At 70.2% G+C, this 24,782-nt stretch carries 28 protein-coding genes; 14 read left to right on the forward strand and 14 right to left on the reverse strand.

The window, feature by feature from the left end:
- Window positions 1-87 precede the first annotated feature (87 nt).
- Window positions 88-1,017 (reverse strand): aldo/keto reductase, encoded by a 930-nt coding sequence (locus AB4079_RS07425; RefSeq protein ID WP_441786649.1) that lies wholly within the window; start codon window positions 1,015-1,017, stop codon window positions 88-90.
- Window positions 1,018-1,100: 83 nt separating this feature from the next.
- Here AB4079_RS07425 and AB4079_RS07430 point away from each other — a divergent pair, with 83 nt between their 5' ends.
- Together AB4079_RS07430 and AB4079_RS07435 are read left to right on the forward strand one after the other, a co-directional pair.
- On the forward strand, window positions 1,101-1,379 hold the full coding sequence (locus tag AB4079_RS07430) for a TetR family transcriptional regulator (RefSeq protein WP_441786650.1): 279 nt from the start codon (window positions 1,101-1,103) through the stop codon (window positions 1,377-1,379).
- 9 nt (window positions 1,380-1,388) lie between these two features.
- Complete coding sequence (locus AB4079_RS07435) at window positions 1,389-1,922, forward strand: hypothetical protein (protein WP_441786651.1); 534 nt, start codon at window positions 1,389-1,391, stop codon at window positions 1,920-1,922.
- 98 nt (window positions 1,923-2,020) lie between these two features.
- On the opposite strand, the gene AB4079_RS07440 is transcribed toward AB4079_RS07435, so the two are convergent.
- Window positions 2,021-2,332 carry a hypothetical protein gene (locus tag AB4079_RS07440; protein WP_441786652.1) on the reverse strand — a complete coding sequence of 104 codons (312 nt, stop codon included), beginning with the start codon at window positions 2,330-2,332 and terminating at the stop codon, window positions 2,021-2,023.
- A gap of 69 nt (window positions 2,333-2,401) precedes the next feature.
- Between AB4079_RS07440 and AB4079_RS07445 the strand changes: the two genes are divergently transcribed.
- Both AB4079_RS07445 and AB4079_RS07450 read left to right on the forward strand, forming a co-directional pair.
- A complete protein-coding gene (locus AB4079_RS07445) occupies window positions 2,402-2,938 on the forward strand; it encodes a TOPRIM nucleotidyl transferase/hydrolase domain-containing protein (RefSeq protein ID WP_441786653.1) in 537 nt (178 codons plus the stop codon).
- Window positions 2,939-2,947: 9 nt separating this feature from the next.
- Window positions 2,948-3,460, forward strand: a complete 513-nt coding sequence (locus tag AB4079_RS07450) for a tetratricopeptide repeat protein (protein WP_441786654.1) — start codon at window positions 2,948-2,950, stop codon at window positions 3,458-3,460.
- 24 nt (window positions 3,461-3,484) lie between these two features.
- Here AB4079_RS07450 and AB4079_RS07455 read toward each other — a convergent pair whose 3' ends face one another.
- The 4 genes from AB4079_RS07455 to AB4079_RS07470 are packed head-to-tail and all read right to left on the reverse strand — an operon-like array spanning window position 3,485 to window position 6,726.
- Window positions 3,485-4,408, reverse strand: a complete 924-nt coding sequence (locus tag AB4079_RS07455; protein ID WP_441786655.1) for an AEC family transporter — start codon at window positions 4,406-4,408, stop codon at window positions 3,485-3,487.
- Window positions 4,409-4,437: 29 nt separating this feature from the next.
- Window positions 4,438-5,253: a tryptophan-rich sensory protein gene (locus AB4079_RS07460; protein ID WP_441786656.1), complete on the reverse strand. Its 816-nt coding sequence runs from the start codon at window positions 5,251-5,253 to the stop codon at window positions 4,438-4,440.
- A 46-nt stretch (window positions 5,254-5,299) separates the two neighbouring features.
- Window positions 5,300-6,088, reverse strand: coding sequence for a putative protein N(5)-glutamine methyltransferase (locus AB4079_RS07465; protein WP_441786657.1), 789 nt, complete (start codon window positions 6,086-6,088; stop codon window positions 5,300-5,302).
- Between the two features lie 26 nt (window positions 6,089-6,114).
- Window positions 6,115-6,726 (reverse strand): flavodoxin family protein, encoded by a 612-nt coding sequence (locus tag AB4079_RS07470; protein ID WP_441786658.1) that lies wholly within the window; start codon window positions 6,724-6,726, stop codon window positions 6,115-6,117.
- An 87-nt stretch (window positions 6,727-6,813) separates the two neighbouring features.
- Between AB4079_RS07470 and AB4079_RS07475 the strand changes: the two genes are divergently transcribed.
- The 5 genes from AB4079_RS07475 (at window position 6,814) to AB4079_RS07495 (ending at window position 10,817) form a co-directional block, all read left to right on the forward strand.
- Window positions 6,814-7,152, forward strand: a complete 339-nt coding sequence (locus AB4079_RS07475; protein ID WP_441786659.1) for a hypothetical protein — start codon at window positions 6,814-6,816, stop codon at window positions 7,150-7,152.
- Window positions 7,153-7,232: 80 nt separating this feature from the next.
- Complete coding sequence (locus tag AB4079_RS07480; RefSeq protein ID WP_441786660.1) at window positions 7,233-7,514, forward strand: hypothetical protein; 282 nt, start codon at window positions 7,233-7,235, stop codon at window positions 7,512-7,514.
- 58 nt (window positions 7,515-7,572) lie between these two features.
- On the forward strand, window positions 7,573-9,093 hold the full coding sequence (locus AB4079_RS07485; protein ID WP_441786661.1) for an FAD-dependent oxidoreductase: 1,521 nt from the start codon (window positions 7,573-7,575) through the stop codon (window positions 9,091-9,093).
- Window positions 9,094-9,174: 81 nt separating this feature from the next.
- Window positions 9,175-9,849, forward strand: coding sequence for a hypothetical protein (locus AB4079_RS07490; protein ID WP_441786662.1), 675 nt, complete (start codon window positions 9,175-9,177; stop codon window positions 9,847-9,849).
- Window positions 9,850-9,941: 92 nt separating this feature from the next.
- Complete coding sequence (locus AB4079_RS07495) at window positions 9,942-10,817, forward strand: hypothetical protein (RefSeq protein WP_441786663.1); 876 nt, start codon at window positions 9,942-9,944, stop codon at window positions 10,815-10,817.
- Window positions 10,818-10,829: 12 nt separating this feature from the next.
- On the opposite strand, the gene AB4079_RS07500 is transcribed toward AB4079_RS07495, so the two are convergent.
- The 7 genes from AB4079_RS07500 to AB4079_RS07530 all read right to left on the reverse strand — a co-directional run bounded on the left by AB4079_RS07500 (window position 10,830) and on the right by AB4079_RS07530 (window position 16,635).
- Window positions 10,830-11,795 (reverse strand): glycosyltransferase, encoded by a 966-nt coding sequence (locus tag AB4079_RS07500; RefSeq protein ID WP_441786664.1) that lies wholly within the window; start codon window positions 11,793-11,795, stop codon window positions 10,830-10,832.
- The gene (locus AB4079_RS07505) at window positions 11,792-12,457 is read right to left on the reverse strand and encodes a hypothetical protein (RefSeq protein WP_441786665.1); all 666 of its coding nucleotides are present in this window, start codon (window positions 12,455-12,457) and stop codon (window positions 11,792-11,794) included. The genes AB4079_RS07500 and AB4079_RS07505 overlap by 4 nt, the downstream gene beginning before the upstream one ends.
- Window positions 12,450-12,899 carry a DUF6098 family protein gene (locus AB4079_RS07510; protein ID WP_441786666.1) on the reverse strand — a complete coding sequence of 150 codons (450 nt, stop codon included), beginning with the start codon at window positions 12,897-12,899 and terminating at the stop codon, window positions 12,450-12,452. Before AB4079_RS07510 ends, AB4079_RS07505 begins: the two co-directional genes overlap by 8 nt.
- On the reverse strand, window positions 12,880-13,371 hold the full coding sequence (locus AB4079_RS07515) for a hypothetical protein (RefSeq protein WP_441786667.1): 492 nt from the start codon (window positions 13,369-13,371) through the stop codon (window positions 12,880-12,882). The genes AB4079_RS07510 and AB4079_RS07515 overlap by 20 nt, the downstream gene beginning before the upstream one ends.
- Before the next feature lie 70 nt (window positions 13,372-13,441).
- Window positions 13,442-13,756, reverse strand: a complete 315-nt coding sequence (locus AB4079_RS07520; protein WP_441786668.1) for a DUF7882 family protein — start codon at window positions 13,754-13,756, stop codon at window positions 13,442-13,444.
- Window positions 13,757-13,829: 73 nt separating this feature from the next.
- The gene (locus tag AB4079_RS07525; RefSeq protein WP_441786669.1) at window positions 13,830-15,383 is read right to left on the reverse strand and encodes an FAD-dependent oxidoreductase; all 1,554 of its coding nucleotides are present in this window, start codon (window positions 15,381-15,383) and stop codon (window positions 13,830-13,832) included.
- 217 nt (window positions 15,384-15,600) lie between these two features.
- Window positions 15,601-16,635, reverse strand: a complete 1,035-nt coding sequence (locus AB4079_RS07530; RefSeq protein WP_441786670.1) for a LacI family DNA-binding transcriptional regulator — start codon at window positions 16,633-16,635, stop codon at window positions 15,601-15,603.
- Window positions 16,636-17,036: 401 nt separating this feature from the next.
- On the opposite strand from AB4079_RS07530, the gene AB4079_RS07535 reads away from it, so the two are divergent.
- From AB4079_RS07535 to AB4079_RS07545, 3 genes are all read left to right on the forward strand, one after another.
- Complete coding sequence (locus AB4079_RS07535) at window positions 17,037-18,002, forward strand: carbohydrate ABC transporter permease (protein WP_441786671.1); 966 nt, start codon at window positions 17,037-17,039, stop codon at window positions 18,000-18,002.
- Complete coding sequence (locus AB4079_RS07540; RefSeq protein WP_441786672.1) at window positions 18,002-18,979, forward strand: carbohydrate ABC transporter permease; 978 nt, start codon at window positions 18,002-18,004, stop codon at window positions 18,977-18,979. Before AB4079_RS07535 ends, AB4079_RS07540 begins: the two co-directional genes overlap by 1 nt.
- Before the next feature lie 131 nt (window positions 18,980-19,110).
- On the forward strand, window positions 19,111-20,385 hold the full coding sequence (locus tag AB4079_RS07545; protein WP_441786673.1) for an MFS transporter: 1,275 nt from the start codon (window positions 19,111-19,113) through the stop codon (window positions 20,383-20,385).
- Window positions 20,386-20,544: 159 nt separating this feature from the next.
- On the opposite strand, the gene AB4079_RS07550 is transcribed toward AB4079_RS07545, so the two are convergent.
- A complete protein-coding gene (locus AB4079_RS07550; RefSeq protein WP_441786674.1) occupies window positions 20,545-21,915 on the reverse strand; it encodes an ABC transporter substrate-binding protein in 1,371 nt (456 codons plus the stop codon).
- A 443-nt stretch (window positions 21,916-22,358) separates the two neighbouring features.
- On the opposite strand from AB4079_RS07550, the gene AB4079_RS07555 reads away from it, so the two are divergent.
- Both AB4079_RS07555 and AB4079_RS07560 read left to right on the forward strand, forming a co-directional pair.
- Entirely contained in the window at window positions 22,359-23,177 is an 819-nt protein-coding gene (locus AB4079_RS07555; protein WP_441786675.1) for an ABC transporter ATP-binding protein, read from the forward strand.
- Window positions 23,159-24,730, forward strand: a complete 1,572-nt coding sequence (locus AB4079_RS07560) for a transporter (RefSeq protein ID WP_441786676.1) — start codon at window positions 23,159-23,161, stop codon at window positions 24,728-24,730. The genes AB4079_RS07555 and AB4079_RS07560 overlap by 19 nt, the downstream gene beginning before the upstream one ends.
- Window positions 24,731-24,782: the final 52 nt, after the last annotated feature.

The raw sequence follows: 24,782 nt of genomic DNA on the forward strand, positions 1-24,782 counted from the left end.
GATTGCCGAGCGCGGCGACGGCTACGGCTACGGCGACGGCTACGGCTACGGCTACGGCTACGGCGACGGCTACGGCTACGGCTACGGCTACGGGAGGGTGTGGCCTGCCGCCGTGAACAGGCCGTACCACTCCGGCCGGGTCAGCGGGATGTCGGAGCCGGCAGCGGAGTCGCGCACCCGCTGGTCGTTGGTGGTGCCGAGCACGACCTGCATCCCGGCCGGGTGGCGGGTGATCCACGCGACCGCGATGGCGGTCGGTGTCACGTCGTACTTCTCGGCGAGCTCATCCAGCCGATCGTTGAGGTCCGCATAGTTCTCTCTGTCGCCCAGGAAGACGCCGTCGAAGAACCCCTTCTGGAACGGCGACCAGGCCTGCAGCACGATGTCGTGGAGCCGGGCGTAGTCGAGGATGCCGTTGTCCCGCGAAATGGACTGGTCGAGCCCGGCCATGTTCGCCGCGACACCCTGGGCGATCAGCGGAGCGTGCGTGATGCTCAGCTGCACCTGGTTGGCGACCAGCGGCTGCGACAGCGACCGTTGGAGCAGCTCGATCTGACCCGGCGTCTGGTTGGACACGCCGAACGCGCGCACCTTGCCCGCGCTCTGCAGCTCGTCGAAGGCGAGGGCCACCTCGTCCGGCTCCACGAGGGTGTCCGGGCGGTGCAGCAGGAGGATGTCGAGGTAGTCGGTCCTGAGGGCGGCGAGGGACTCATCCACCGACCGCAGGATGTGCTCCCGCGAGAAGTCGAAGTAGCCGTCGCGGATTCCGACCTTGGACTGGATGACCACCTGGTCGCGCTCGGCGGCGGGGACGGCGCCGGCATCGCCGAAGCGGCGCTCGCAGCCGTGGGTCTCGTCGCCGTAGATGTCGGCATGGTCGAACATCGTGATGCCTTCGTCGCGGGCGGTGCGGACCAGGGTGCGGATCTGCTCGTCGTCGAGCGAGGAGATGCGCATCAGGCCGAGGACGATGTTGGATGCGGCGATGTCGGTCCTGGGGAAGGTGAAGGTCTTCATGTCGTCCATCTAACCCCGCGTCAACCCCCTGGCGGCGCGAGATTCCGCGACTACTGTCCGTGATGCTGAAGAAGGAGCACCGGATGACCATGACACCTGATTTTCATGTCGCTGTCGAAGACTTCGCGGAGGAGACGGGCCTCCGGGGTCGTCCGCCGGTGCTCTCGGGTTATGTCGTGAACGCTCTGGGTCGCGACTTCCGCGTCACGGACGAAATGGCCCGTATCTTCCTCAACCAGGTGGAGCGCGTCGCTTCGACCGACCCGTCCGCGCTGGTGGTGCTCCGCCACGAGACCGGCCTCGAACTCCTGCTGGTCACCGACGACAACTCGTTCTCGATCCGGACGGCAACCGCCTCGTAAGCTCGTCCCGTGGGCAGCGGGACGGATGAGGATGCGATCGCACTCATCGATGCGGCGCTGCGGGATGCGGTGAGCTGGTTGACCGCCGCCGGGGCGCGCCAGGAGGCGCTGGCCGAGTTCGTTCCGGCCCGGCGGACCTTCCTGATCCGGCGCGAACCCTTGCTGCGCCGCATCGGGACCGTGTGGCGACTGGGAGTCTTCCTGCTCGACGCCGAGGGGACGCTCCGCGCCACGGGGACCCTGGTCCGGGCGACGCCGCCCGGACGCCCGCAGGAACTGTCGTCGTCCGTCGAGTACCGCCGCTCGCTTCGTGCGGCGGCTCAGCGCGGGGGATTCCGGGACGGCGAGGCGGTGAACTTCGACGCGCCGCGCATCCACCTCGACGCTGCGGCTCTGCGCGAGAGCACAGGGCCGCTGTTCGTTCGGGACGGCACGCCACTGGTCCGCTGGAGCGCTACGGCCGCGGACTCGGACGCCCGCGACTTCGTCGGCTACATGGCGGAGCGGGTCGACCTCGTCGCCCACCCGCCCGAGGGCGCCTGACCAAACGCGTCGTCCACCGCTCGGCCGTCGTGCACGCCGACCATGAATGCGGGCCCAGCACGTGGGTGCCGGGCCCGCAGTACGGGTGAGTCGTCGGGTCAGACAGCGGGGGACGGGGTGGCGCTTCCCGTGTCGGAGACGCCGGTGTCGGAGCCGCCCTTGCCGGTGACCTGGTCGACCTTCGCTGAGGCCTTGCCGGTCACCTTGCTGACGGTCTCGCTGACCTTGCCCCCGACGTCGGACGCGGTGCGCCCGGCGAGGTCCTTCACATCGCCCTTCACGTGCTGCACGGTGTCGGACTCGGCGAAACCGCGCCACTTGCGGCGCAGATCCTCGTAAGCGCCGCGCCCTGCGCGCGTCCCGATGACGTACCCGACGGCCACTCCTGCGGCAAAGATGATGATCTTCATGGCGTGCACGGTACGCGTCGGGGCGCGACCGCGACAGTCCTCGCCTGCTGCTCGGAGCACAATGTCTTCGTGAGCGGACAGCGCAGAGGCGGCGGGGCGGCCATCCTCGTGGAGGGGGCCAGCGATCGCGCGGCCGTGCTCGCCGCCGCCGGGCTGCTCGGCGTGGACCTGGCGGGCGACGGGGTCGACGTCGTGCCGATGGGCGGGGCGATGAGCGTCCGCCGCTTCGTCGCCGAACTCGGCCCGCGGGGCGCGGGCCTGCGCCTGCGCGGGCTGTGCGACGCAGGCGAAGTCCGATTCTTCGAGCGGGCCGGCCTTCCGGTCGGCGCGGTGTTCGTCTGCCGGCCGGACCTCGAGGCCGAGCTGATCGGCGCCCTCGGCCACGCTCGAACGCAGGCGGTGCTGGAGGAGGAGGGCGACCTGCGCCTGTTCCGGATGTTCCAGCAGCAACCGGCCCAGCGGAACCGCACCCTGGACCAGCAGTTGCACCGCTTCCTCGGCACGACCTCGGGCCGGAAGGAGCACTACGGCGCCGCCCTCGCCTCCGCTCTGCCTGCGGACGAGTTGCCCGCGCCGCTCCGGGACGTCGTCCGGGCCCCGAACTAGGGTGAAGGGATGCCGACCACCGACCCTGCCCTGCTCGAACGCCTCGGCGCGCTGTTCGCCGCCCGCGACCGCAACGACATGGGCCCGACCGTCCGGGCGCTCCTCGCGGTGCTCGCCGAGCATCCCGACGACCCGCATGTGCTGTACGAGGTCGGTGGCGCCTACGACACCGCGGGTGAGGAGCAGACGGCAGCCGGATACTACGAGCGCGCTCTGCAGACCGGGCTCGAGGGCGACACGCTGCGCCGGTGCCTGCTGCAGTACGGCAGCACGCTCCGCAACCTGGCGCGGTTCGACGAGTCGCTGGCCGCACTCGACCGGGCGCTCGACCTCTTCCCTTCGTCCGAATCCGTCCGGGTCTGGCACGCGCTCTCGCTGCACGCCGCCGGGCGCAGCGATGCGGCTGTGGCGGAGCTGATGGAGGTCGCGGCCGACGGCATCCGTACACCCGACCTGCAGCGCTACGAAGCGGCGGTCCGAGCGAACGCCGAGTACCTGCGCTCGCTCGACGACGGCCGGTGACCACGGCCGGTCCGTGACATCCGGTCAGGGCGCCAGGAGCGCGGCGATGACCAGCAACGCCGGGACGGCGAACGCGGTCGTCAGCAGCACCACATCCCGTGCCAGCGGCATGCCGCGCTCGTAACGGGCGGCGAAGTTGAAGACGTTCTGCGCCGTCGGCAGGGCCGCCAGCGCGACCGCTGCGAACAGAGCCTGACCGCCCAGGCCGAACACGAAGCGCGCGACGAGGAAGGCGACCACCGGCATAACGGCGGACTTCAGGATCACGGCCGCCACGATCGGGGCGCGGCCTGTGCCTGCCCGCAGCGGCCGCGAGCCGACCAGCGACATCCCGAACGCCATCAGCACCAGCGGCACTGCAGCTCCGCCGAGCAGTTCGAAGGGCTTGAGGACGGCGGCCGGGAGCTTCAGCCCGCTCACGTCGACGAGGATGCCGATGACGGAGGCGATGATCATCGGGTTCCGGAACGGTTGGGTGAGGATCGATCGGACGGAGACCGCACCGCGGCTGGTGGTGTCGAGAACGGTGAGGGCGATCGGCGCGAAGACGATGAGCTGGAGGAGCAGCACCGGCGCGACGTAGGACGCGCTGCCGAGCACATACACCGCGACGGGAAGTCCGATGTTGTTGGCGTTGACGTACCCGGAACCCAGCGCCCCGAGCGTGGTCTCCGGCGCGGGCAGGCGGAAGAACGCACGCGACAACGCCACGAAGACCCCGGCCGACACGACCGCCGCGATCGCCGCGACGATCAGCTGCGTGGAGAAGACCACCCGCAGGTCGGCGCGGGCGAGCGTGACGAACAGCAGCGCCGGGTTGGTCACGAAGAAGGCGATCCGATTCAGCACGAATGGAGCGGTCGGCCCGCCGATTCCCAGCCGGCCCGCGAGGTAGCCCACCAGGATGACGAAGGCGATGATCCCGAACCCGGTCAGCACACCGCCCATCGCACCAGCCTACGGGCGCGGGCGAGACGCTAACGACGGCGTGGCCGGGACGGCCGCGCGACGCGCACGGCGAGCGCCACCAGCAGGATGAGCGCGGCCGCCGCGAACGCCGCGATCGCGACCGGCGCCGACGGGAGCGAACCGGTCAGCCGTGAGACGCCGATCCAGGCGAGGCCCCACGCCGAGGCGACCGCCGGGGCGAATCGGCCGCGATCCCAGACGGCGAGTGCGCAGCCGATCGCCGCGAACAGCGCGAGCATCCCGATCGCCCAGGCGTGCGGGCTCGCACCGAGCCCGTCGAATCCGGCCGCCGTGAGCCAGGACGCCACATTCGCGACCGTGGCGACCATCACCCAGCCGAGGTACAGCCCCACCACGCCGTCGAGCAGCACCGCGTCGGCGGTCGACTCCGCCGGGTGACGGCTGAGGACGACGAAGGCCACGATCAGGACGACCAGCAGAGCCACGATCGCCACGACGGACACGGCGAGCTGTCCGGCCTGCACCGAGAGGATCCACGCGGCGTTCAGCAGCAGCGAGCCGAGCACCCAGAAGCCGACCCGGCGCTGCCGGTCGCGGGCAGCCTGCGACGGAAGGGCCTGCCAGATCGCGTAGACCACCAGGCCCGCGTAGATGACGGACCAGATGGCGAACGCGGGGCCGGCCGGCGCCAGGAGGGTCGCATCCGCACTCAGAGCACCACCCGCGACCCGCGGAATGGGCGTGCCGCCCGCGAAGCCGGAACCCACGACCGCCCCGACCAGGGCGATCACCGCTCCGGCGACGACGAGGCTCTGGCGGACGCGGTCGGCCGGCATGGGCCGCGCGGCGGCGAGCGTGCTCATGGCGTGCAGGGTAGCCCTGCGCGCGCCCGCAGTGAAGGGTTGCCGCTCAGCCCGGGACGACCGCCAGCACGACCGTCGCGCCGATCTCGTCGTCCGATTCGATGCCCGTCGCCAGGCCGGCGGCGGCGAACAGGGCCGCGGAGGTCTGCGCCTGCTGTGCGCCGGCCTCTATCAGCAGCGTCCCTCCCGGGGCCAGCCAGGCGGCCGCCTCGGCAGCGATCCTGCGGTGGATGTCGAGGCCGTCGGCTCCGCCGTCGAGGGCGACACCGGGCTCGTGGTCGCGCGCTTCCGGCGGCATCAGGGAGATGGCGTCGGTCGGCACATACGGAGCGTTCACCGCGAGAACGTCCACCTGCCCCCGAAGGTCGGTCGGCAGCGCGGCGAAGAGATCACCCTCGAAGACGCGGCCCGAGGGGAGGTTGCTGCGAGCGCACCGGACGGCGACCGGATCGACGTCCGCGGCGTAGACGACGGCGTCCGGCACCGCATCCGCCACCACCGCTCCGATCGCCCCGACGCCGCAGCAGAGGTCGAGCACGACAGCCGTACCGGCGCGGTCGACCGCCGCATGGGCGAACCCGGCGGCGCGCCGGGCGAGCAGCTCGGTGCGGCGGCGCGGGACGAACACCCCCGGCTCGACCGTCAGCCGGAGTCCCCCGAACTCCGCCCAGCCGAGCAGCGGCTCCAACGGCTCGCCTGCGACGCGGCGGGAGAGAAGCTCCTCCAGCTGCGCCGGGGAGCCCGCCGCCTCGGTCAGCAGCCGCGCTTCGTCCTCGGCGAAGACGCATCCCGCAGCCCGCAGTCGCGCGACTATCTCGGGATGCTGTTCGGGCACGCTCGCAATGCTAGCCGGGCAACGGATCAGTACGGCTGTGCCGTCAGCAGCCGCGCGAGGTGCGCCGCGTTGTTCGCGACCGTCGCGTTCTGCGCTGCGACCGCCTCCGGCGTCTCCTCCAGGTCCTTGTAGTCGACCGAACCCATCGCCTCGCCGTTCCAATACGTCGAGCCCTGCGATGGGATGCTGAAGCCCACGTCGTTGAGGCCCTGGAAGAGATCGGCGATGATCGCGTGCGCACCGTCCTCGTTGCCCACGACGCCCACGATCGCGACCTTGCCCTCGACCAGCGGACGACCGTCCTCATCGGTCTCCGACAGCTCCGCGTCGAGGCGCTCCAGCGCGCGCTGAGCGACCGACGAGAGATGCCCCATCCACGTCGGCGTGACGATGACGAGGATGTTGGACGCGATGATCTGCTCGCGGATGTGCGGCCACTGGTCGCCGTCGCCCTCGTCGAGTTCGACCCCCGGCTTGATGTCGTAGTCGGCCAGTCGCACGGCCGTTCCCGTCACGTCGTGCATCGACAGCTCGTCGAGGAGCTGCCGCGCGAGAAGCTGACTGCTCGACTCGCCAGGGGACGGTTTCAGCGTGCAGACGAGGGCGAGCGCAGTCAGAGGACGGGTCGAATCGGTCATGCCGCGAGTGAACGCGTGGCACACCGGGACCGCAAGGGTTTCGCAGACGACCTTGACCTCTCGCCCAGGTGATCGTATGGATGGGGGATGAAGCGTATCCACTATGCAAGCGGGTCTCTCCTCACCGGGGACGACATCGCCGACGTCCTGGTGCGCTACGCGGCCGCCCTCGCGCACAACAACGACTCGGCCGAGGTCCACGCCCCGGCCATCATCGAGGGCGGTCTGACGGGCGAGGTGCTGATGCTTCTCGGGCCGGCCAGCCAGATCCTCGCCGAGAACGAGCCCTTCGTCGGCGAGGAACTCCGCGACGAGGCGTTCGTCGAGGAGCTCGAGGGCAGGATCGCCGTACTGGGCCCGCAACGGGCCACCTTCGTCGAGCACGGCACCGAGGAGCTGCCGGACGTCGACTTCGACCTGCTGTGACATCCATCGATACCCGGCTGCACTGGTGCAACCGCGTCCGCCGCGTACTATCAGGCGAGTAACGGGAAGCGGGAGAGGTAATGCAGGTGTTCCACGTCTATATCGACGACTTGAGGTTCACCTTCGTCGACCGCGCCCCGGTCGAGGAGTTGAAGAGCAACGTCGTTCGAGCGAGCCGGGACGACGGCGACTTCGTCTCGATCGCACAGTCGAGCCGGCCTCCCAGCGAGATCTTCGTGACCAGCCAGACGCGCGTGCGGATCGAGACGGCAACCATTCCGCGCGACCCGGTCTCCACCGGCACGGCGTCCGGCGAGGACGACGACGACGCCTTCTGGTTCGACTTCGATTCGCTCGCCTGACGAACGGAAGCCGACCCGACCGCTTCCCCCGATGAGCCCGGCGGGGGATGCTCGTCTCATGCCGACGACGTCCCTCTGGCTCGAGACCGCCCCGCCGATCGCCACCGACACGTTCGAGTGGGACGGACACTACGACACGATCGTCGTCGGCGCCGGCCTGACCGGACTCGCGACCGCCCTCATGCTGGCCCGCTCCGGGATGCGCGTGCTGGTGCTCGAGGCTCGCACCGTCGGCGCGGTCACCACCGGCAACACGACCGGAAAGGTGAGCCTGCTGCAGGGGACGACGTTGTCGTCCATCCGCCGCCACGCCTCCGACGCGGTGCTGTGCGCCTACGTCGACGGCAACACCGCCGGGCAGGGCTGGCTGCTCGACTTCCTCGAAGAGCAGCGGGTGCCGTTCCAGGTCCGCGACGCGGTCACGTATGCCACCACGCTCGACGGACTGGACAAGCTGGATGCGGAACTCGCCGCCGCCCGCACCGCCGGCCTCGACGCGGTCGAGGAGCGCACGACGGAGCTGCCCTTCGCCGTCGAAGGCGCTCTGACCCTCGCCGGCCAGGCCCAGGTGCACCCGCTGAAGGTGCTCGCAGCGCTCGCCGACGAGATCCGGCGTCTCGGCGGACGCATCGTCGAGGGCGAGCGGGTGACCGACGTCTCGGCCGCGAAGCCCGCGGTCGTGACGAGCACGTCCGGGACGTCCCGCGCCGACCAGGTCGTCCTCGCGACGGGTACGCCCATCCTCGACCGCGGGCTCTACTTCGCCAAGGTCGAGCCCACGCGGTCCTATGTCACCGCTTACCGGGTGCCGCGCGGCATCCCGCGCGGAATGCACCTGTCGGCCGACTCGCCCACCCGGTCGCTGCGCACGGCGACGGCAGCGGACGGCAGCGAGCTGCTCCTGGTGGGCGGCAACGGTCACCCGGCCGGGCGTGCGGACTCCCCCGCCGAGAAACTCGCCGACCTGACCGCCTGGGCGGAGCGGATGTTCCCGGGCGCCGAGCGCACCCACTGGTGGGCGGCGCAGGACTACCGCTCGGCGAACCGGGTGCCCTTCGTCGGCTGGCTGCCGCGCGGGCGCGGCCGTGTCTACCTGGCGACCGGCTACGACAAGTGGGGGATGACGAACGCGGTCGCCTCCGCCCTGAGCCTCACGGCCGACCTGACCGGCGAGACCCTGGAGTGGGCGCGCGTGCTGCACCACCGGGTCACCCGGCCGCGCGACATCGCATCCGGGGTCGCCCTCAACGCGGCCGTCGGCAAGGCGGCCCTGAGTAAATGGGCGGCCGCGCAGAACGCTCCCGAAATCGGCGACGACCCGGTCGCCGAAGGGACCGGAACGGTGGGACGCCGCGGTCGCGCGCCCGTCGCCGTCTCGACCGTCGACGGGACGACCTGTGCCCTCACCGCGGTGTGCAGCCACCTCGGCGGGGTGGTCCGCTGGAACGACGCGGAACTGTCCTGGGACTGTCCACTGCATGGCTCGCGGTTCGCCCCCGACGGGACGGTGCTGGAGGGGCCCGCGACGCAGCCGTTGGCGCCGGCGCCGCCGCTGCGGTCGGGGGACGCGCCCGGTTAGAGGCCGGCGGGATAGGGTCGCCGCCGGTGGCCCAGCCGTCGACCCTAGTCAGGGCGTTCCGCGCGGGAGTATCGTCGCGGCATGACGAACCCTGACGACGAGAGCACGCCGCGCCCCGCCGGACCCACCGAACCCGCGGGGGCGGGCGAGCCGGTCACCCCGCCGCCTGTGCCCTCCGCGCAGCCCGCGCAGCCCGCGCCGCCCGCATCGCCGGGCCCCGACCAGGGCTTCCCCGCCGCACCGCCGCCGCCGCCCGCCTACCCGGCGTACGGAGCGACGGACGCGACACCTGCGGTCGCGCCGAGCGCCCCGCCGCGGACCGTCGAGATCGCGTTCTGGCTCTTCGTCGCCGGCGCCGTGCTCAGCGTCATCAGCGGCATCATCACCCTCGCCACTATCGGTAACCAGCGCAACCAGATCGCCGATGCGCTGAAGAACTCCAGCCAGAGCGCCAAGATCGACGTGCAGAGCGCCACGGACGCGATCATCGCCGGTGCGACCGTCTGGGCCATCATCACGCTGATCTTCTGGGCTGTCACGTTCGTCCTCTTCGCCGTCTTCATGCGGCGCGGAGCGAACTGGGCCCGGATCGTGCTGACCGTCCTCACGGTGCTGTCGCTGCTCAACATCATCAACGGCTTCGGGACCGGGTTCCTCCAGTTCGCCGCGGCCGTCGTCGCCGTCGTCCTGATCTGGCTGCGGCCATCGAGCGAGTACTTCGCCGCCGTGAAGGCATCCAAGGCGCCGCGCGCCTGACAGCAGGCGACACGAGCCCACCGACAGCGGCCCGCGGACTCCGGTCCGTGGGCCGCTCCCATGATCCACATGCCCACGCGTACACTCGCGGCATGGACCTGCGGGATGTGGCCGGCGAGCTCTACGCCGCCGCTCCGGGCGACTTCATCGCCAGGCGGAACGCCGCAGCCGCCGAAGCGGACAAGCCGACGGCCAAGCAGATCAAGGCGCTGAGAAAACCGTCCGCCTCAGCCGCCGCCATCAACGCTCTCATGCGCGACCACCCGGACCTCGTCGGCGATGTCCTCGAAATCGGCACCAGGATGCGCGACGCGTTCGCCGCCAGGGACCGGGCCGAGATCCGCTCGCTCACCCAGGAGCGGCAGCGGCTGCTCCAGCGCGCCACGGAGGGACTCGACCTGAGCCCTGCCGTGCAGCGCGAGGTGGAGGAGACCCTCCAGGCGGCCGTGATCGACCCGGCGGCCGCCGCCGCGGTGCGCAGCGGGATGCTCCTCCGCGCCCTCGAGTCCACCGGGCTGGAGCAGGTCGACGTGTCTGAGGCGGTAGCCCTGCCCGTCGAGATCGAGGAATTCGCGGCGCCTGCGCCTCGGCGGCGGAAGGCGGCCGCCGCGGGTGGAGAGGCCGACGCGGCCACAGCGGCGGCCACGGGAGAGGCGGAGACACCCGCCGAGCCGGTCGAGTCGCCCAGCGAGCGCCGGGAACGGGAGCGCCGCATCCGCGCCGCCGAGAAGGCGCTGGAACGTGCGCGCGGCGACGCCGAAACGGTCGACGACGAGCTCGACGAGACGGTCGACCGCCGCGGCGACCTGGAGGCCGAACGCGAACGTCTGCAGCGCCGGCTGCAGCGCGTGATGGACGACCTTACGGAGGCGCGGTCGGCGGAACGCGATCTCCGGCACAGGCTCTCCGACGCGCAGCGGGCCGTCCGTGAAGCCGAGCGGGACGTCCGCGACGCACGCGACGGCTGACGCGCGCTCCGGTCAGCCCACCCAGCGGGCGAGCAGCTCGTCCCAGTCCGCCTGGTACCGGCCCAGCCCGAACCGTTCGAGCGCCCACTCGCGGGCCCGCTCCCCGGCCTCCGCTCCGCGTCCCGGGTCGTCGACGAAGGCACGGACCGCGTCGTGCAGCTCCCTCACGTCGGTCGAGACCACGCCGACACCCGGGACGACCGCGCGCCGCGCATCCGTCGCATCCAGAGCGACCACCGGCACGCCTGCGGTCATCGACTCGAGCAGGGACAACCCGAGAGAGGTCCAGCGGTTCGGGTGCACGTACACGCGCCGCCGGCCGATCTCCGAGAACAACCGCGGGGCCGCGATGTCGCCGGCGGCGACGACCCGGTCCGCGCCCACACCCAGTGCCTGTGCCAGCCCGTCCACCCGCATCCCGAAGACGTCGACCGGCGCCACGGCGCTGAAGCCGCCGAGCAGGTCGGACCCGGTCACCCGCCAGCGGCGCACCGGCTCGTTGATGACCGCGGCCGCCCGCGGAAGCTCGCCCGTGTAGAAGGTTCCGTAGTCGACGACACCGTGCTCGATCACCACCGTGCGAGTGGATCCGGTGTCCCAGTACAGCGCGTTGAAATGCGTGACGTGGGCGATGACGACGTCGTCGCGATCGGCGAGCGGATGCCGTGAGCTCGGGACGCCCTCCTGCGGCGTGTTGTGCTCGACGAACACCACGGGGACGTCGACGCCGGGCGTGCGCCCGGTCAGCCGTTCGACCAGGTCGAACTCCTCCAGCCGTTGCAGCACGACCGCATCGAACGGTGTGGCGGCGAGCTCCGCCTCCGGCACATCGACCACGTTCGCCGGCCAGTCGCGCGCGCCGACGCCTCCTTCGCCCGCCGAGTCCAGCGGCAGGAGGTAGGTGTGCCGTCCGCGGACGAAGGCGTCCATCCAGCCGCCGTGGACCTGCCAGACGAGCAGGCGCAGGGCACGGCTCACAGCTGCGACCCGGAACCGGGGTGGCCCAGCTCCAGTGGGCCGGTCAACGGCGGCGGCTCCTGCTCCTGCCCGGCGGCGACGCCGGCGTGGGTGTGCCCGGCGACGCCGTGCGCAGCGGTGTGCGGCTCCTTCTGCGCGCACAGCCTGCCGCAGTACGAGCAGATGTAGCCGTCGCCGAAGCGCGCCTCGCCGTGCAGGCGGTACTCCAAGACGTCTCCGTCGGACTCGAGGGCGAACTCCACGAACGCCGGGCGCTCCAGCGACGGGATGGGGATCCGCATCCGTTCGAACGGCCGGCGGTCGTCATCAAGCGGCACCCAGAGCTTCTCCGGTGAGGGGCCGAAGATCGATCCCGCCCTGTCCACGCGGGCGGGCCGGTGGTCATCGCGGACATGCAGGATGTGCCCGGCGCGGATCATGTCGCGCGGCAGCGCCTGGTACGACTCGGGCACCCCGTAGGCGATCGTGCCGCGGCGCAACCGGGAGAACCCCTCCTCGGAGTCGTCGCCCATGACCACGAAGGGCGGCGCCTCCGGTCGGCGCAGCACGATCGCGGTGCCGCCCGAGGGGCTGTCCGAGATGAGCTGAAGCACCGCCGTCGCATCCACTGTCGTCGCATCCACCCCGGGTGTCGCGGACCGGGCGTCGAAGCCGTCAGGCATGCGCCACCGACACCAGTTCCGTCTCGCGACGCCCGAGCTCCGCGTCGAACCGGGCACCCCAGACGCGGTCGGCCTGGTCGATCAGGCACTCCGCGAGGCGGCCCACCACCTCCACCTCGGCGACCAGCACCTCGCCGTCCGGAGCGTGGCCGACGCCGCGCCCGCGCAGCAGCCACGCGAAGCGCTCGGGCCGCGAGCCGTCCTGCGGCGCATGCCGTGGGGCGGGCAGGCGACTGAGCTGTCGGGCCACCCACTCGACGCGGGGCAGCGTCCACCACGCCTCCGGGTCGAGCGGATGCGCCGGCAGGCCGGGAAGGGCGAGGCCGGACTCGGCGTCGAACGAGCCCTCCTCCAGATCGGACGCGAAACCGGCCGAGTAGCGCACGAACAGACCGGCGCCCTCATCGAGCAGGTGATCCACCTCAGAGAGCTGATAGAGCACGGGAACCTCCGCTCGGGACGGCGTCGCTCGGGGTGGCGACGCGGTAGCGGCACTCCATGCGGGTGCGCGAAACCAGCTCGAACCGGTGCCACGACGGCCGGTCGAGCGACGGGATGGGGATGCTGACGCGCGGCGGCGCCTCGCCGTCGTCATCGAGCGGGACGAACACGACCACATCGGAGGCCCCGAACACCGAGGCGGAGCAGGCGAAGCGTCCCTGGGCGAAGCGGTCGGAGGTCACCACGACGGCGGGGTCGGACTCCACCGGGAAGTCGTCGCGCGACTGCTCCCGGTACGGCTCGCTCACCCCGTGCACGCCCGGCCCCCGGCGCATCCGTACGAACAGGTCGTGGCCGCCGAAGACATCCAGCCGGAGCGACGAGGGGACCGGCCCGTCCACCAGCACCGCGACGGGCGTCCTCGCACGACGCGGCAGCATCATCAACACAGCCGTCGCTGCCATATTGCCCATGCAAGCAAAGCTAAAGTCGATGCGCTCCGAAGTCAGGGGATTGACGAACCGCGGGGACGGTGCGGGGCGGTTACGGGATGTGCCGGCTGATCTCGTCCTCCGGCATGATCACCATGCCGCCGGTGCGCTGCGAGGTGTGCATCAGCGCCTCCAGCCACTGCGTGTTGATCGCGGGCGGACGGCTGCCACTGAACTGGAAGGCGAGCGGCACCTCGCGGCTGATCCACAACGAGACGCGCCCGGAGCCCTGCTCGACCGGCACATCCCAGTTCAGGAGGAAGCTCTCGTGACGGCGTAGCTTGGCGACGATGGCGAGCTTGACGTGGCTGAGGACGCGATCGTCGAGGTCGTACTCCTGTCCGGCGCCGTAGACGAGTTTTCCCATTCCTTCATAGTGCCTGAACACGGCACCGAAATCCTGTCGTGTCAGGGGGATTGACACGAGTGTCGCGCCGTGCTCAGGCCGGACTCAGTCGTTGGCCGCCGTCGCGCAGACGTTCGGTGAGCACGTCGAACGGAATATCGTGCACCGCGCGCCGGGTGGTCACAGCGAGCGCCGCCGCCGCACCCGCCGCCTGGCCGGTCATCAGGTACTGGGGCTCCATCCGCACGGACGCGAACGCCACCGCCGACGCGGACAGGCAGACGGGGACCAGGAGGTTCGACGCATCCTCGCGCCGCGGCAGCAGCGTGGCGTAGGGGATGCCGTACACCGGCACCGGAACCGACAGGTAGCCCTCCGTGAACACGGAGCCGATCGGCTCCGGATGCTCGTACACCCAGCGCCAGACGCGCTGCACCTCCCGGATGTCGATGTGGTACGAACCGAGTGCGATGGTGTCGGCCGGAATGGCGCCCGCGACCAGGTCGTGCTCGGTGAGCACACGCTCGCCGACCATCCGACGCGCCTCGCGCACGTACAGCTGGTGCGGGAGGTGGCCGGTGTCGGCGAACTCGCCGCGCGGAAGGCCCCAACACGACAGCTCCTGCCCGATCGCCGACGGGACGGCGTCGTCGTGCGACAGGAAGTAGAGGAAGCCGCGGGTGTGCGCGATGTGGTGGCGCCTCAACTCCTCCCGCCGCTCCGGCGCTGCGTCCGGGTACTCCCACGCGGAGCCGTCGAGCACACTCAACGAGAACGGACCGAGCGAATTGCCGTCGGCCATCCCGCCCGGGAGGTTCGGCTCCAGCCCCAGCATGCGTCCAGCGCTGCGTTCAACACCCTCCCGACGATCCCGCGCGAACAGGCGCCGCCCGAGCTCCCAGTACTCGTCGTCGTAGTCCGCCGGCCGGTCGAACGGGATGCGGTCCGCAGCCGTCGTCAGGCACACCCGGTAGCCGTACGACATCACACCGCCGTCGCCCTCGCCGAGCGCGGCGAGGGGGCGGTCGTGCAGCTGCGGCAGGATGCGTCCCTCCACCCGACCGGTCGGGTCGCCCGCGAAGGGAGAGACCCACGGCGGCATGTTGTGCATGCCCGGCAGGAGCTCCTGACGTCCGGCGAACCGTTCGCCGTAGAGGGAGCGGTCCTCGCGGCCCACCCGGTACGGGACGCCCGCCGCCGCCAGGAGGTCGCCCTCGTAGCTCGCGTCGATGAATGCGGCCGCCTCGATCCGCTCGCCGCTGGTCGTGATCAGCGCGCGCAGTTCACGGCCGTCGCGTCCCTCCGCCGTCTCCACTGCACGGACCCCGACCTCGAACTCCACCTCGACGCCGGCCCGGTCGAGCCAGCTGCGGAAGATCGCCTCCGCGACGTGCGGCTCCGGTCCCGCGTAGCGACCCGGTGCGGTGCCGTAGTGCTGGGCGATATCGGCTCGGAGGCGCGCGGCCGCACCGCCCAGTGCCCGCACGTCGCCGACGTCGGTGTATCCGAGGCCGCCGGACGTCATCCCGCCCAGGTGCCGGCCCGGCTCCAGCAGCAGCACGCGAGCGCCCCCTTCGGCGGCGGCGACCGCGGCCGCCACTCCCGCGGACGTGGCCGAGAAGACGAGAACGTCGACGGAGCGGGTCATGCGCCCCATCCTGCCGCAACTGTGGGATCGTTTCCACTCCGGCAGGCCCCCGAGGTGCTCGTAGTCGTCGTCGACACGCCGCGAGACACCGCAACTGCGAGCACCTCGCCTGCCGCAGGCGCCCGAGGCGCGAGTACTTGTCCCTATTCGTGGCGAGTTGCCGCATCATGTCGCAACTCGACCGCGTCGGCGGGGAGAGGTGCGCGGGGGGCGGCGGCTAGAGCGCGCGGGGCGCTGCGGTCGAGCCGCGCGGGAGCACCTGCGCCTCGAGGACCGTGGTCTGCGGCTCGCCACCGGGGTCCTTCAGTCGCTCCAGCAGGCGCCCCAGGGCCGTCTCGCCGAGTGAGACCGCGTCCTGGGCGACGGCCGTGATGCCGGGGCTGACCATGCTCATCCACTGGGAGTCGTCGAACGAGACGACGCTGACATCTTCCGGGATGCGCAGCCCGAGGTCGTTCGTCGCCCGCCAGACACCCTCGGCGAGGAGGTTGTTGGCCGCGAAGATGGCCGTCGGGTGGTCCCTGCGGGCGAGGATGTCGATCGCCGACTTGCGGGCGCCGTCGGCGTCCCAGCCGGTCGAGATCACGAGCGACGGGTCGGCGGCGATGCCGGAGCCCTGCAGAGAGTTGCGGTAGCCGGCGGCGCGCTCGCCTCCGGTGGTCCAGGTGGTCTCGTCGATGAACAGCGCGATGCGGCGGTGGCCGAGGTCGATCAGGTGGTCGGTCATCCGCTTGGCGACGCCCGCATTGTCGATGATGACGGCATCGCAGCGACCCGCCGAGAACTGGCGGTCCGCCTCGATGACGGGGATGTGCTGGCGCACCAGGTAGTCGGAGACGTCGCCCGACAGCGGGGTCACGATCACACCCGCGACCCGGGTTGCGACGAAGGCGCGGGCCGCATCCATCTCCGCCTCGGTGGAACCCTGGTCGTCGACCAGCATCATCGTGTAGCCCTCGCGGCGTGCCCGCGCGGCGATGCCCGCGGCAAGGTCGGCGTAGAAGGCGTTGCGCAGGTCGGAGACCAGCACGCCGATCGTCCTGCTGTCCTGCTTCCGTAGACTGCGGGCCATGGCGTGCGGCACATACCCGAGGGATTCCGCGGCCGCGACGACCCGCTCCCGGACGCCCGCTGCGACGTAGCCCTCGCCGCTCAGCGCACGGGATGTGGTCGACTGCGACACACCGGCCGCAAGCGCGACATCCTTCAGCGTGGCGCGGCGCGGGGCCCCCTCCGCGTCGTTCTCGATCATGGCACCCTTCCCACGGGCGCCGGAGCGCCGGACGCCCGGCGAAGTCCAGACTAATGGTCAGCGTCCGCCGCCACCGCCATCGTGGGCTGCAACGCTCACGGCCCACGCCTCATCCACCGCCCGCAAGGCCCCCTGACGACAGGGAAGCGCGGGTGTACCGTGCGCGTCACACAGGCAGTTCCCCCGCCGGCACCGCCCACATACTGGAGACGGGTTCGTATCCGCGCAGGCCGGTCCCCTCCCGGGAAACGGCTGGGCGCGGTTGCATGGCCCGCTCGCGAAGACTTATAGTCGCAGCTATGTGGTAACGATGCCACAACCGCCGATGGAGGCGAGGGACGGATCGAAAGGGTGGCGATGAGGATCACCGAACTCGAGGACGCGACGCAGGGAGGCCTGTGATGGCCGTCCTCGATACGCCACGCAACAAGACCCGGACCGGCGACCGCAAGCCGACCAAGAAGCGCGCGAGCAAGTACAACCGGCGCGAGACGCTCGCCGGCTACCTCTTCATCAGCCCGTGGATCGTCGGGTTCCTCGTGTTCACCCTCGGCGCGATGCTCTACAGCCTGTACATCTCGTTCAGCAACTACAACCTGGCTACCAACAGCGCCAGCCCGGCGGGATTCGACAACTACACCGAGCTGTTCAACGACCCGAAGGTCGGCCTGTCGCTCGGCAACACGCTGTTCTACGCGATCATGGCCGTTCCGCTCGAGATCATCTTCGCGCTAGGCCTCGCGCTCCTGCTGAACTGGATCGGACGGGGAGCCGGCGCGTTCCGCACCATCTACTACCTGCCGAAGATGACGCCGGCGGTCGCGACCGCATCCATCTTCCTGCTGCTGCTGAACGGCAACACGGGCGCGATCAACCGCTTCCTCGCGATCTTCGGCATCGAAGGCCCGCAGTGGCTCATCGACCCGAACTGGGTGAAGCCCTCGATCGTCCTGATGACGTTGTGGGGAGTCAGCGGCACGATGGTCATCTTCCTGGCGGCCCTCAAGAACGTGCCGCAGGAGCTCTACGAGGTGGCGTCGCTGGATGGCGCCGGACCTGTCCGGAAGTTCTTCCAGATCACCGTCCCGATGATCTCGCCGGCGATCTTCTTCAACGTGGTCGTGCTCACGATCGCCGCCCTGCAGGTCTTCGACCAGGCGTACCTGCTGTTCTGGCGAGATCAGACGAACGCGTCGCCCGACTCGTCCCTGTTCTACGGGGTCTACCTCTTCCAGCAGGCGTTCCGCCAGTTCAACTTCGGCTTTGCCGCGGCCATGGCCTGGCTGCTGTTCGTGATCATCCTCGCGATCACCCTCGTGCAGGTGAAGGTCAGCAACCGCCTCGTCTACTACGAAGGAGACAAGTGATGTCGTCCGCGACCCAGTCCACTGCTGCCGCGGCCCTCGCCCCGCTCGCCTCCGAGCTGGAGGGCGCTCAGATCGACACCGGCAGGGCCCCCAAGGGGCGAGGCGACCGGCCCGTCGGGAACCGCTGGTACAAGCCCAAGACGGTCATCGGCAAGACCGTGATGTGGATCGTCTCCATCGCCTTCGCGCTGCTCTTCCTCTACCCGTTCGCCTGGCTGCTGGCGGCGAGTCTGAAGCCGCGCGAGGAAGTCTTCGACAACTCCCTGTGGCCCAAGACGTTCACGCCGCAGAACTATGTCGAGGTCTGGCATCAGCTGCCGCTGCTGTCGTGGATCGGGAACAGCGTCGTCATCGCGATCCTCGCCGCCGGCCTGGTCGCGATCTCGAGCTCGGTCGTCGCTTTCGGTTTCGCCTACTTCAAGTTCCCGGGCCGCACGCTGCTGTTCGGCCTCGTGCTGGCCACGATGATGCTGCCGGGTGCAGTGACGATGGTGCCGCAGTACCTGATCTGGAAGAACCTCGGCCTGGTCGGCACGTGGATCCCGATGTTCGGCATGAACCTGTTCGGGTCGGCGTTCTACATCTTCCTGCAACGGCAGTTCTTCATGGCTCTCCCGCGCGAGCTCTTCGAGGCCGCACGCCTCGACGGCGCCAGCTACTGGAAGCTGTTCACCAAGATCGCGATGCCGCTCAGCATCCCCTCGTTCATCATCATCTTCCTGTTCGAGTTCCAGGCCAGCTGGAACAACCTGCAGGCGGCGCTGATCTACCTGAATGCGGGAGGCGTCGACGGCTTCACGGTCCCGCTCGGCATCTCGTATGCGATGACGACGTTCAGCCCGACCAACGGCGGGCACGGGGACTACCAGTTCGTGATGGTCGCTGCGCTGATCGTGACGCTGCCCATGCTGCTGCTGTTCGGCTTCGGCCAGCGGTACTTCATCGAAGGCGTAGCGACGCAGGGTCGCAAGGGCTGATCCTCACCCCGGATTCCGGGCGCGGTTGGACACCGTCCACCGCGCCCGGTAAAGTTTAACCCCCCTAGCGACGATTTCCGGATCGAGCCGGCGGGTGGGAGGTCCACCTGTTCCGGATTCGAAAGGCCGTCGTGACACCCTCTTCCCCCTCTCTGTTCGCCTCGCGCGACTTCCGTCTGCTCCTCGCCGGCCAGACCACCAGCCAGCTCGGCGCGCAGATCTCCGGCGTCGCTCTCCCCCTGCTCGCCGTCGTGACGCTGCAGGCGACCCCGTTCGAGGTTGGGATGCTGGGCGCGGCATCCACCATCGCTTTCGCCGTGCTGGGGCTGCCCGCCGGCGCCTGGGTCGACCGGGTACGGCGGCGGCCGGTGCTCATCGCGAGCGACCTGGTGCGTGCGCTCCTGCTGGCGACGATCCCGGCCGCGGCACTGCTCGGAGCCCTGACGATGTGGCAGCTGCTGCTGGTCTCACTGCTGGCGGGTGTCGCCCGCGTGTTCTTCGATGTCGGCTATCGCAGCTACCTCCCGTCCGTGATCGGGAGGGATCGGGTGCTCGCCGGAAACTCGTCGCTCGAGTTCGTCCGTGCCTCCGGGCAGGTGGCGGGTCCGGCGCTCGGGGGCATCCTGGTGTCGCTGATCGGCGCTGCGTCCGTCATCCTCGTGCAGGCCGGGTCGTTCGCGGTGTCGGCGCTGTGCCTCCTGGGCATCCGGGCGCCCGAGGCGGCGCCTCACGACACCTCGACGCGCCCCCGCCGGATGCGCACCGAGGTCGCCGAGGGCCTCGCCTTCGTCTTCGGTTCCCGCGTGCTGCGCGCGACCGCGCTGGCGAGCGCGCTCGGCAACTTCTCGTTCGCGATCGCATCGGCGGTCAACATGGTGTTCCTGTCGCGGACGCTTGGACTGCCACCCGCGTTGATCGGGCTCGCCATCGCCGCCGGCTCGATCACGGTGATGATCGGCGCGGCCTTCACCACCCGCCTGTCACGCGCTGTCGGCTCCGTGCGGATCGTGTGGCTGTCTCTCGCAGTGACCGCGCCGCTGTCGCTGCTGGGCGCGTTCGCCCAGCCGGGATGGTGGACGTTGCTCATCGTCGTCGGGATCGCCGCAGGCGAGTTCGGCCAGATCGTGTACGCGATCACCCAGGTGAGCGTGCGGCAGCAGGTCTGCCCGGACCGCATCCTGGGCCGCGTCAACGCCACCATGCAGGTGATCGTGATGGGGCTGTTCCCGCTCGGCGCCCTGATCGGCGGAGTGTTGGGCGATGCGATCGGCGCACGCTGGACGCTCATCGTCGCGGGAGGGCTGCTGCTGGTGTGCCCGGCGGTGCTGTGGACGGCGCTGCGTGGGGTGCGGGAGGTGTCCGACCTCCCCGAGGCGGCCGCGGTGACCCCTCCGGCGCCTGCCTGACCGGCGCGCCGCCGGCCGGCTGTCGCCCGACTCGTGAGTACACGCGCCTATTTCGCTCGAGTGGCGACATGAAGTCACCACTCGGGGCATGCCTTGGAGCCACATTGAACGCAGAAGGGGCGGTCTCCCGGAGGAGACCGCCCCTGCCTGCGAGCCGCGTTACTTGCTGCTCTTGGTGGACTGGTCGTAGGCCTTCATGGCCGAGGCCTGCGCAGCCTTCAGGGCCTCGCTGGCCGACGCATTGCCCAGCAGGAACTTCTGGACCGCGTTCTGCAGTTCGGTCTGGATCTGCTGACCGGCAGGGGACGCACCGAACGACTTGCCGCTTCCGACCACGTCGTAGTAGGTCGAGATGGCCTTGTCGAAGCCGGCGTTGCCCGACGGCTTGATGTACTTCGCGCGCAGCGTCTTGTCCGCTTCCGGGGACCCGGTGAAGAGACCGGTGTTGATGGCGCCCGGCGTCTTCGCCAGCGTCTTCGCACGTGCCGCGCCCGCAGCCTCCCACGCCTGCTCGCTGGTCAGGTCGAGGGCCCACGCACACGCGGCGTCCTTGTTCTTGGCGCCGGCGGGGATGACGAACGACGTACCAGAGGCGACGGCGAACGGCTGGCCCTGAGCGTTCTTGAACGGGACGGCTCCGATGTCGACCTTGTCGACGAACGGGGTCAGCACGTTCACGTACCACTGGGCGTCGACCTGGGCACCGACCTGGTCCTTGACGAACTGGTTGTTCTCGCCGAAGAAGTCGAAGGAGTCGGTGAAGCTCTTCATCTTGGCGTAGCCGCCCTGGGCGTCGGCGATCTGCTTGAGGACCTCCAGACCCTTCTCGTTCTTGGGATCGTCGAGCGTGGGCTTGCCGTCGGAGCCGATGATCTGGCCACCGTTGGCGAGGAGCCAGAGGCCCGCCTGACCGCTCGCCTGCGGGTCGAAGCCGAGGACGGACGGGTTGCTGCCGGATGCCTTGTACATCTTCTTGATCGCGGCGACGAGCGTGTCGGGCTTGGAGGTGTCGATCTCCGCGTCGGTCACGCCGGCCGCCTTCATCACGCGCTCGTTGGTGATGATCGCCGGCGGCTGATAGAACTGCGGAACCGCGTAGATCTTGCTCTTGTAGGTGATGTCGTCGACGACCGAGGAGTAGTACTGCTTCTTCGGGTCGACGTTGTGCACCGAGTAGCACTGGTCGAGCGGCTGAATGAGACCCTGCGCCGCGTAGGTACCCACGAACTGGCGGTCCATCTGCACGACATCGGGCACGTTGCCGCCGGCGACGCGGGTGGTGAACTTCTGCGCGTCGAACGGCGTCTGGTCGATCTTGATCGTGACGCCCTTGAGCTGGTCCTTCGCGTATGCAAGGCGGGAGGTGCCGACGTCGTCGGCGTTGTCGAAGCCCCAGGCGCTCAGGCTGCCCTTGGCGTCTTTCGTGAAGTTGCCGCCGGACGAGCTGCCGCCGCTGGAGCTGCAACCGGCGAGGAGCGCCACCGACGCGGTGACTGCCAGCGCGGCGAGGGCGGTGTGCCTCTTGTTCATCTGATTTCCCTTCAGTGGTGTCGCAGCGGGCGTCCTCGCCCGAGCGAAAGAGGTGCAGGCCCACTACTGCCGGGGTTGAGGGCGACAGTATGGAATCCTTCCCACATCGAACGCTAATGCAGCGGTTGACTCTTCACAAGGGGACCGCGTCTATGGAGCCGATTTTCGTTACTTGATCGTTTCTTACGCTCGATCCCGACGCTTCTCAAGCCCTCTCGCGCTATGGTAACGATGCCATACGTCAAGGAAATGCGAAGTCGGAGCTCTCTCCCCAATCCGGTTCGCCTCCGCCTCCGAATGACCTCTGTGGCGGGCTTCCCTCCCCCGCCGACCGAAGATGCGGCACGCTGACGGCGACAGGGGCGTCCGGCGTGCCGCATCCGACCGGGGACCCGCTGCCGCGCGACACCACGGCCCAGCGTCCGAGGCCGCCGATAGGGTGGATGCCAGGGGCCGCCCGAAGGACGAGCGCCCCGAGACGTGAGGGGGTGCGCGTGGCCGAGGACGACGGACTTGCGATCAGGATCCGTGGACTGCGTAAGCGGTTCGGCGAGAAGATCGCGGTCGATGGGATCGACCTGGACGTGCCGTCCGGCAGCTTCTACGGGCTCGTCGGTCCCAACGGAGCGGGCAAGACGACGACGCTCAGCATGGCGACCGGCCTGCTGCGTCCCGACGCCGGTCAGGTTTTCATCCACGGCGTCGACCTGTGGCAGCAGCCGCTGGTCGCAAAGGCCATGGTCGGCGTCCTCTCCGACGGCGTCCGCCTGTTCGACCGGCTGACCGGCCAGCAGTTGGTCGAGTACGCGGGTCTGCTCAGCGGGATGGACCGCCCGACGGCGCAGCAGCGTACGGCCGACCTCCTTCAGCTCCTCGACCTGGAGTCCGCCGGCGGCACGCTCGTCGTCGACTACTCGGCCGGCATGACGAAGAAGATCGCCCTGGCCGCCGCCATGGTGCACGCGCCGCGCGTGCTGGTGCTGGACGAGCCGTTCGAGTCGGTCGACCCGGTGTCGGCGGCGAATATCCGCGACATCCTGCGCACCTACGTCGATGGCGGCGGGACGGTCATCGTGTCGTCGCACGTCATGGACCTGGTCGAACGGATGTGCGACCACGTCGCCGTCATCACCGCCGGCCGCGTCGTGGCCGCCGGCTCGGTGGACGACGTCCGCGCGGGCTCCACACTGGAGGACCGGTTCGTCGAGCTCGTCGGCGGCCGTCGTGTCGGGGAGGGGCCGGAGTGGTTGCGACACTCGTAAGGCTGCGGCTGCTGGTTCTGCGCAACTCGTTCCGTCGCAGCACCAGCCAGCTCGTCGCCGTGATCATCGGCGCCCTCTACGGCACCGTTGGCCTGCTGGTCGTGCTGGGCGCCCTCGTCGGCCTGTCGTTCGCGCCCGCGGAGGTGGCGACGACCGCGGTCGTACTGGCCGGATCCGCCGCGGTGCTCGGCTGGGCCGTCTTCCCGCTGCTGCTGTCGGGCGTCGAGCAGACCCTCGACCCGGGACATCTGGCCGTCTATCCGATCGCCCTGCGCCCACTGATGATGGGGATGCTGCTCAGCGGCGCCGTCGGAGTCGCGGGTGCCGCGACCACCATCGCGTCGCTCGGGACGGCCCTGCCGTGGCTCCGCTCTCCGGGCATCGCTGCGATCGGCCTGGTGACCGGAGCGCTCGGCGCGGCAACGTGCATCGTGATCTCGCGGGCGGTGACGTCGATCGCCAGCGGGCTGGCGTCGGGGCGACGGTTCCGCGAGGCGAGCGGTCTGCTGATTCTGATCCCGCTCATCCTGGCCGGGCCCATCGTCATCGGCATCACCTCCGGTCTGCGCCGCTCGGCGGATGCCCTCCCGTCCGTGGCGTCCGGCCTCGGCTGGTCGCCGCTCGGAGCGGTGTGGGCCGTGCCGGGCGCCTTCGCCGCAGGGGACGTGGGCGGCGGTCTGCTCCGGCTGCTGATCGCGGTTGCGACGTTCGCGGTGCTGTGGGCGGTGTGGCGCTGGGGGCTGGCGCGGTCCCTCGTCACACCGGTTCGCGCCGCCTCGCGCGTGCGCGCCCCGGGCAAATCGGGCCTCTTCGGAGTGTTCCCGGGAACGGCCGCCGGCGCGATCGCGGCACGGTGCCTGACCTATTGGTTCCGCGACCCGCGCTACCTGCGGCAGCTGCTCGTCATCCCGCTGCTGCCGGCCGTCATGTGGTTCTACGCGAGCATCAACGACTCGATCGGCTACCTCTTCGCGGCTGCACCGGTCGTCGCGTTCTCTCTCGGCATCGGGATGATCGCCGACGTCTCGTACGACTCCACTGCGTTCGCGCTGCACGTGTCCAAAGCCGTTCCCGGCCGCGCCGATCGCTGGGGGCGCGCCGCCGCATTGCTGTGCTTCGCCCTCCCCGCCGTGGTGATCATCTCGGTGGGCACCGCGGCACTGGAAGGCGACTGGCTGCCCGCTCCGGGCATCCTCGGACTGTCGCTCGGGATGCTGCTGAGCGGCGTCGCGGTGTGCTCGGTGACCTCGGCGCGGTTCGTCTTCCCGGTGCCGGAGCCGGGCGACAACCCGTTCCGTTCGCGCCCTGGTTCCAACATCTCGCTGCTCGGTCCGACCTTCGCCGCTTGGGGTGTCATCGCGGTGCTGTGCCTGCCCGAGATCCTGCTGCTCGTCGTCTCGCTGGTGACCCGGGAGGCGGTGTGGGGTTGGCTTGGACTGCTGGCCGCGGTCGTCCTCGGCGCGATCCTCGTCGTCGTCGGGGTGCGGATCGGCGGCCGGGTGCTCGACTCCCGTGCGCCGGAGCTGCTGCTTCAGTTGCGCAAGGACGGCTGACCCGCCGCGTCCGCTCGCCTGCGATGCAGTTGACGAGACACGCCGCCGCTGC

This window comes from Leifsonia sp. 2MCAF36 (assembly GCF_052115525.1).
Taxonomy (GTDB): Bacteria; Actinomycetota; Actinomycetes; order Actinomycetales; family Microbacteriaceae; genus Leifsonia.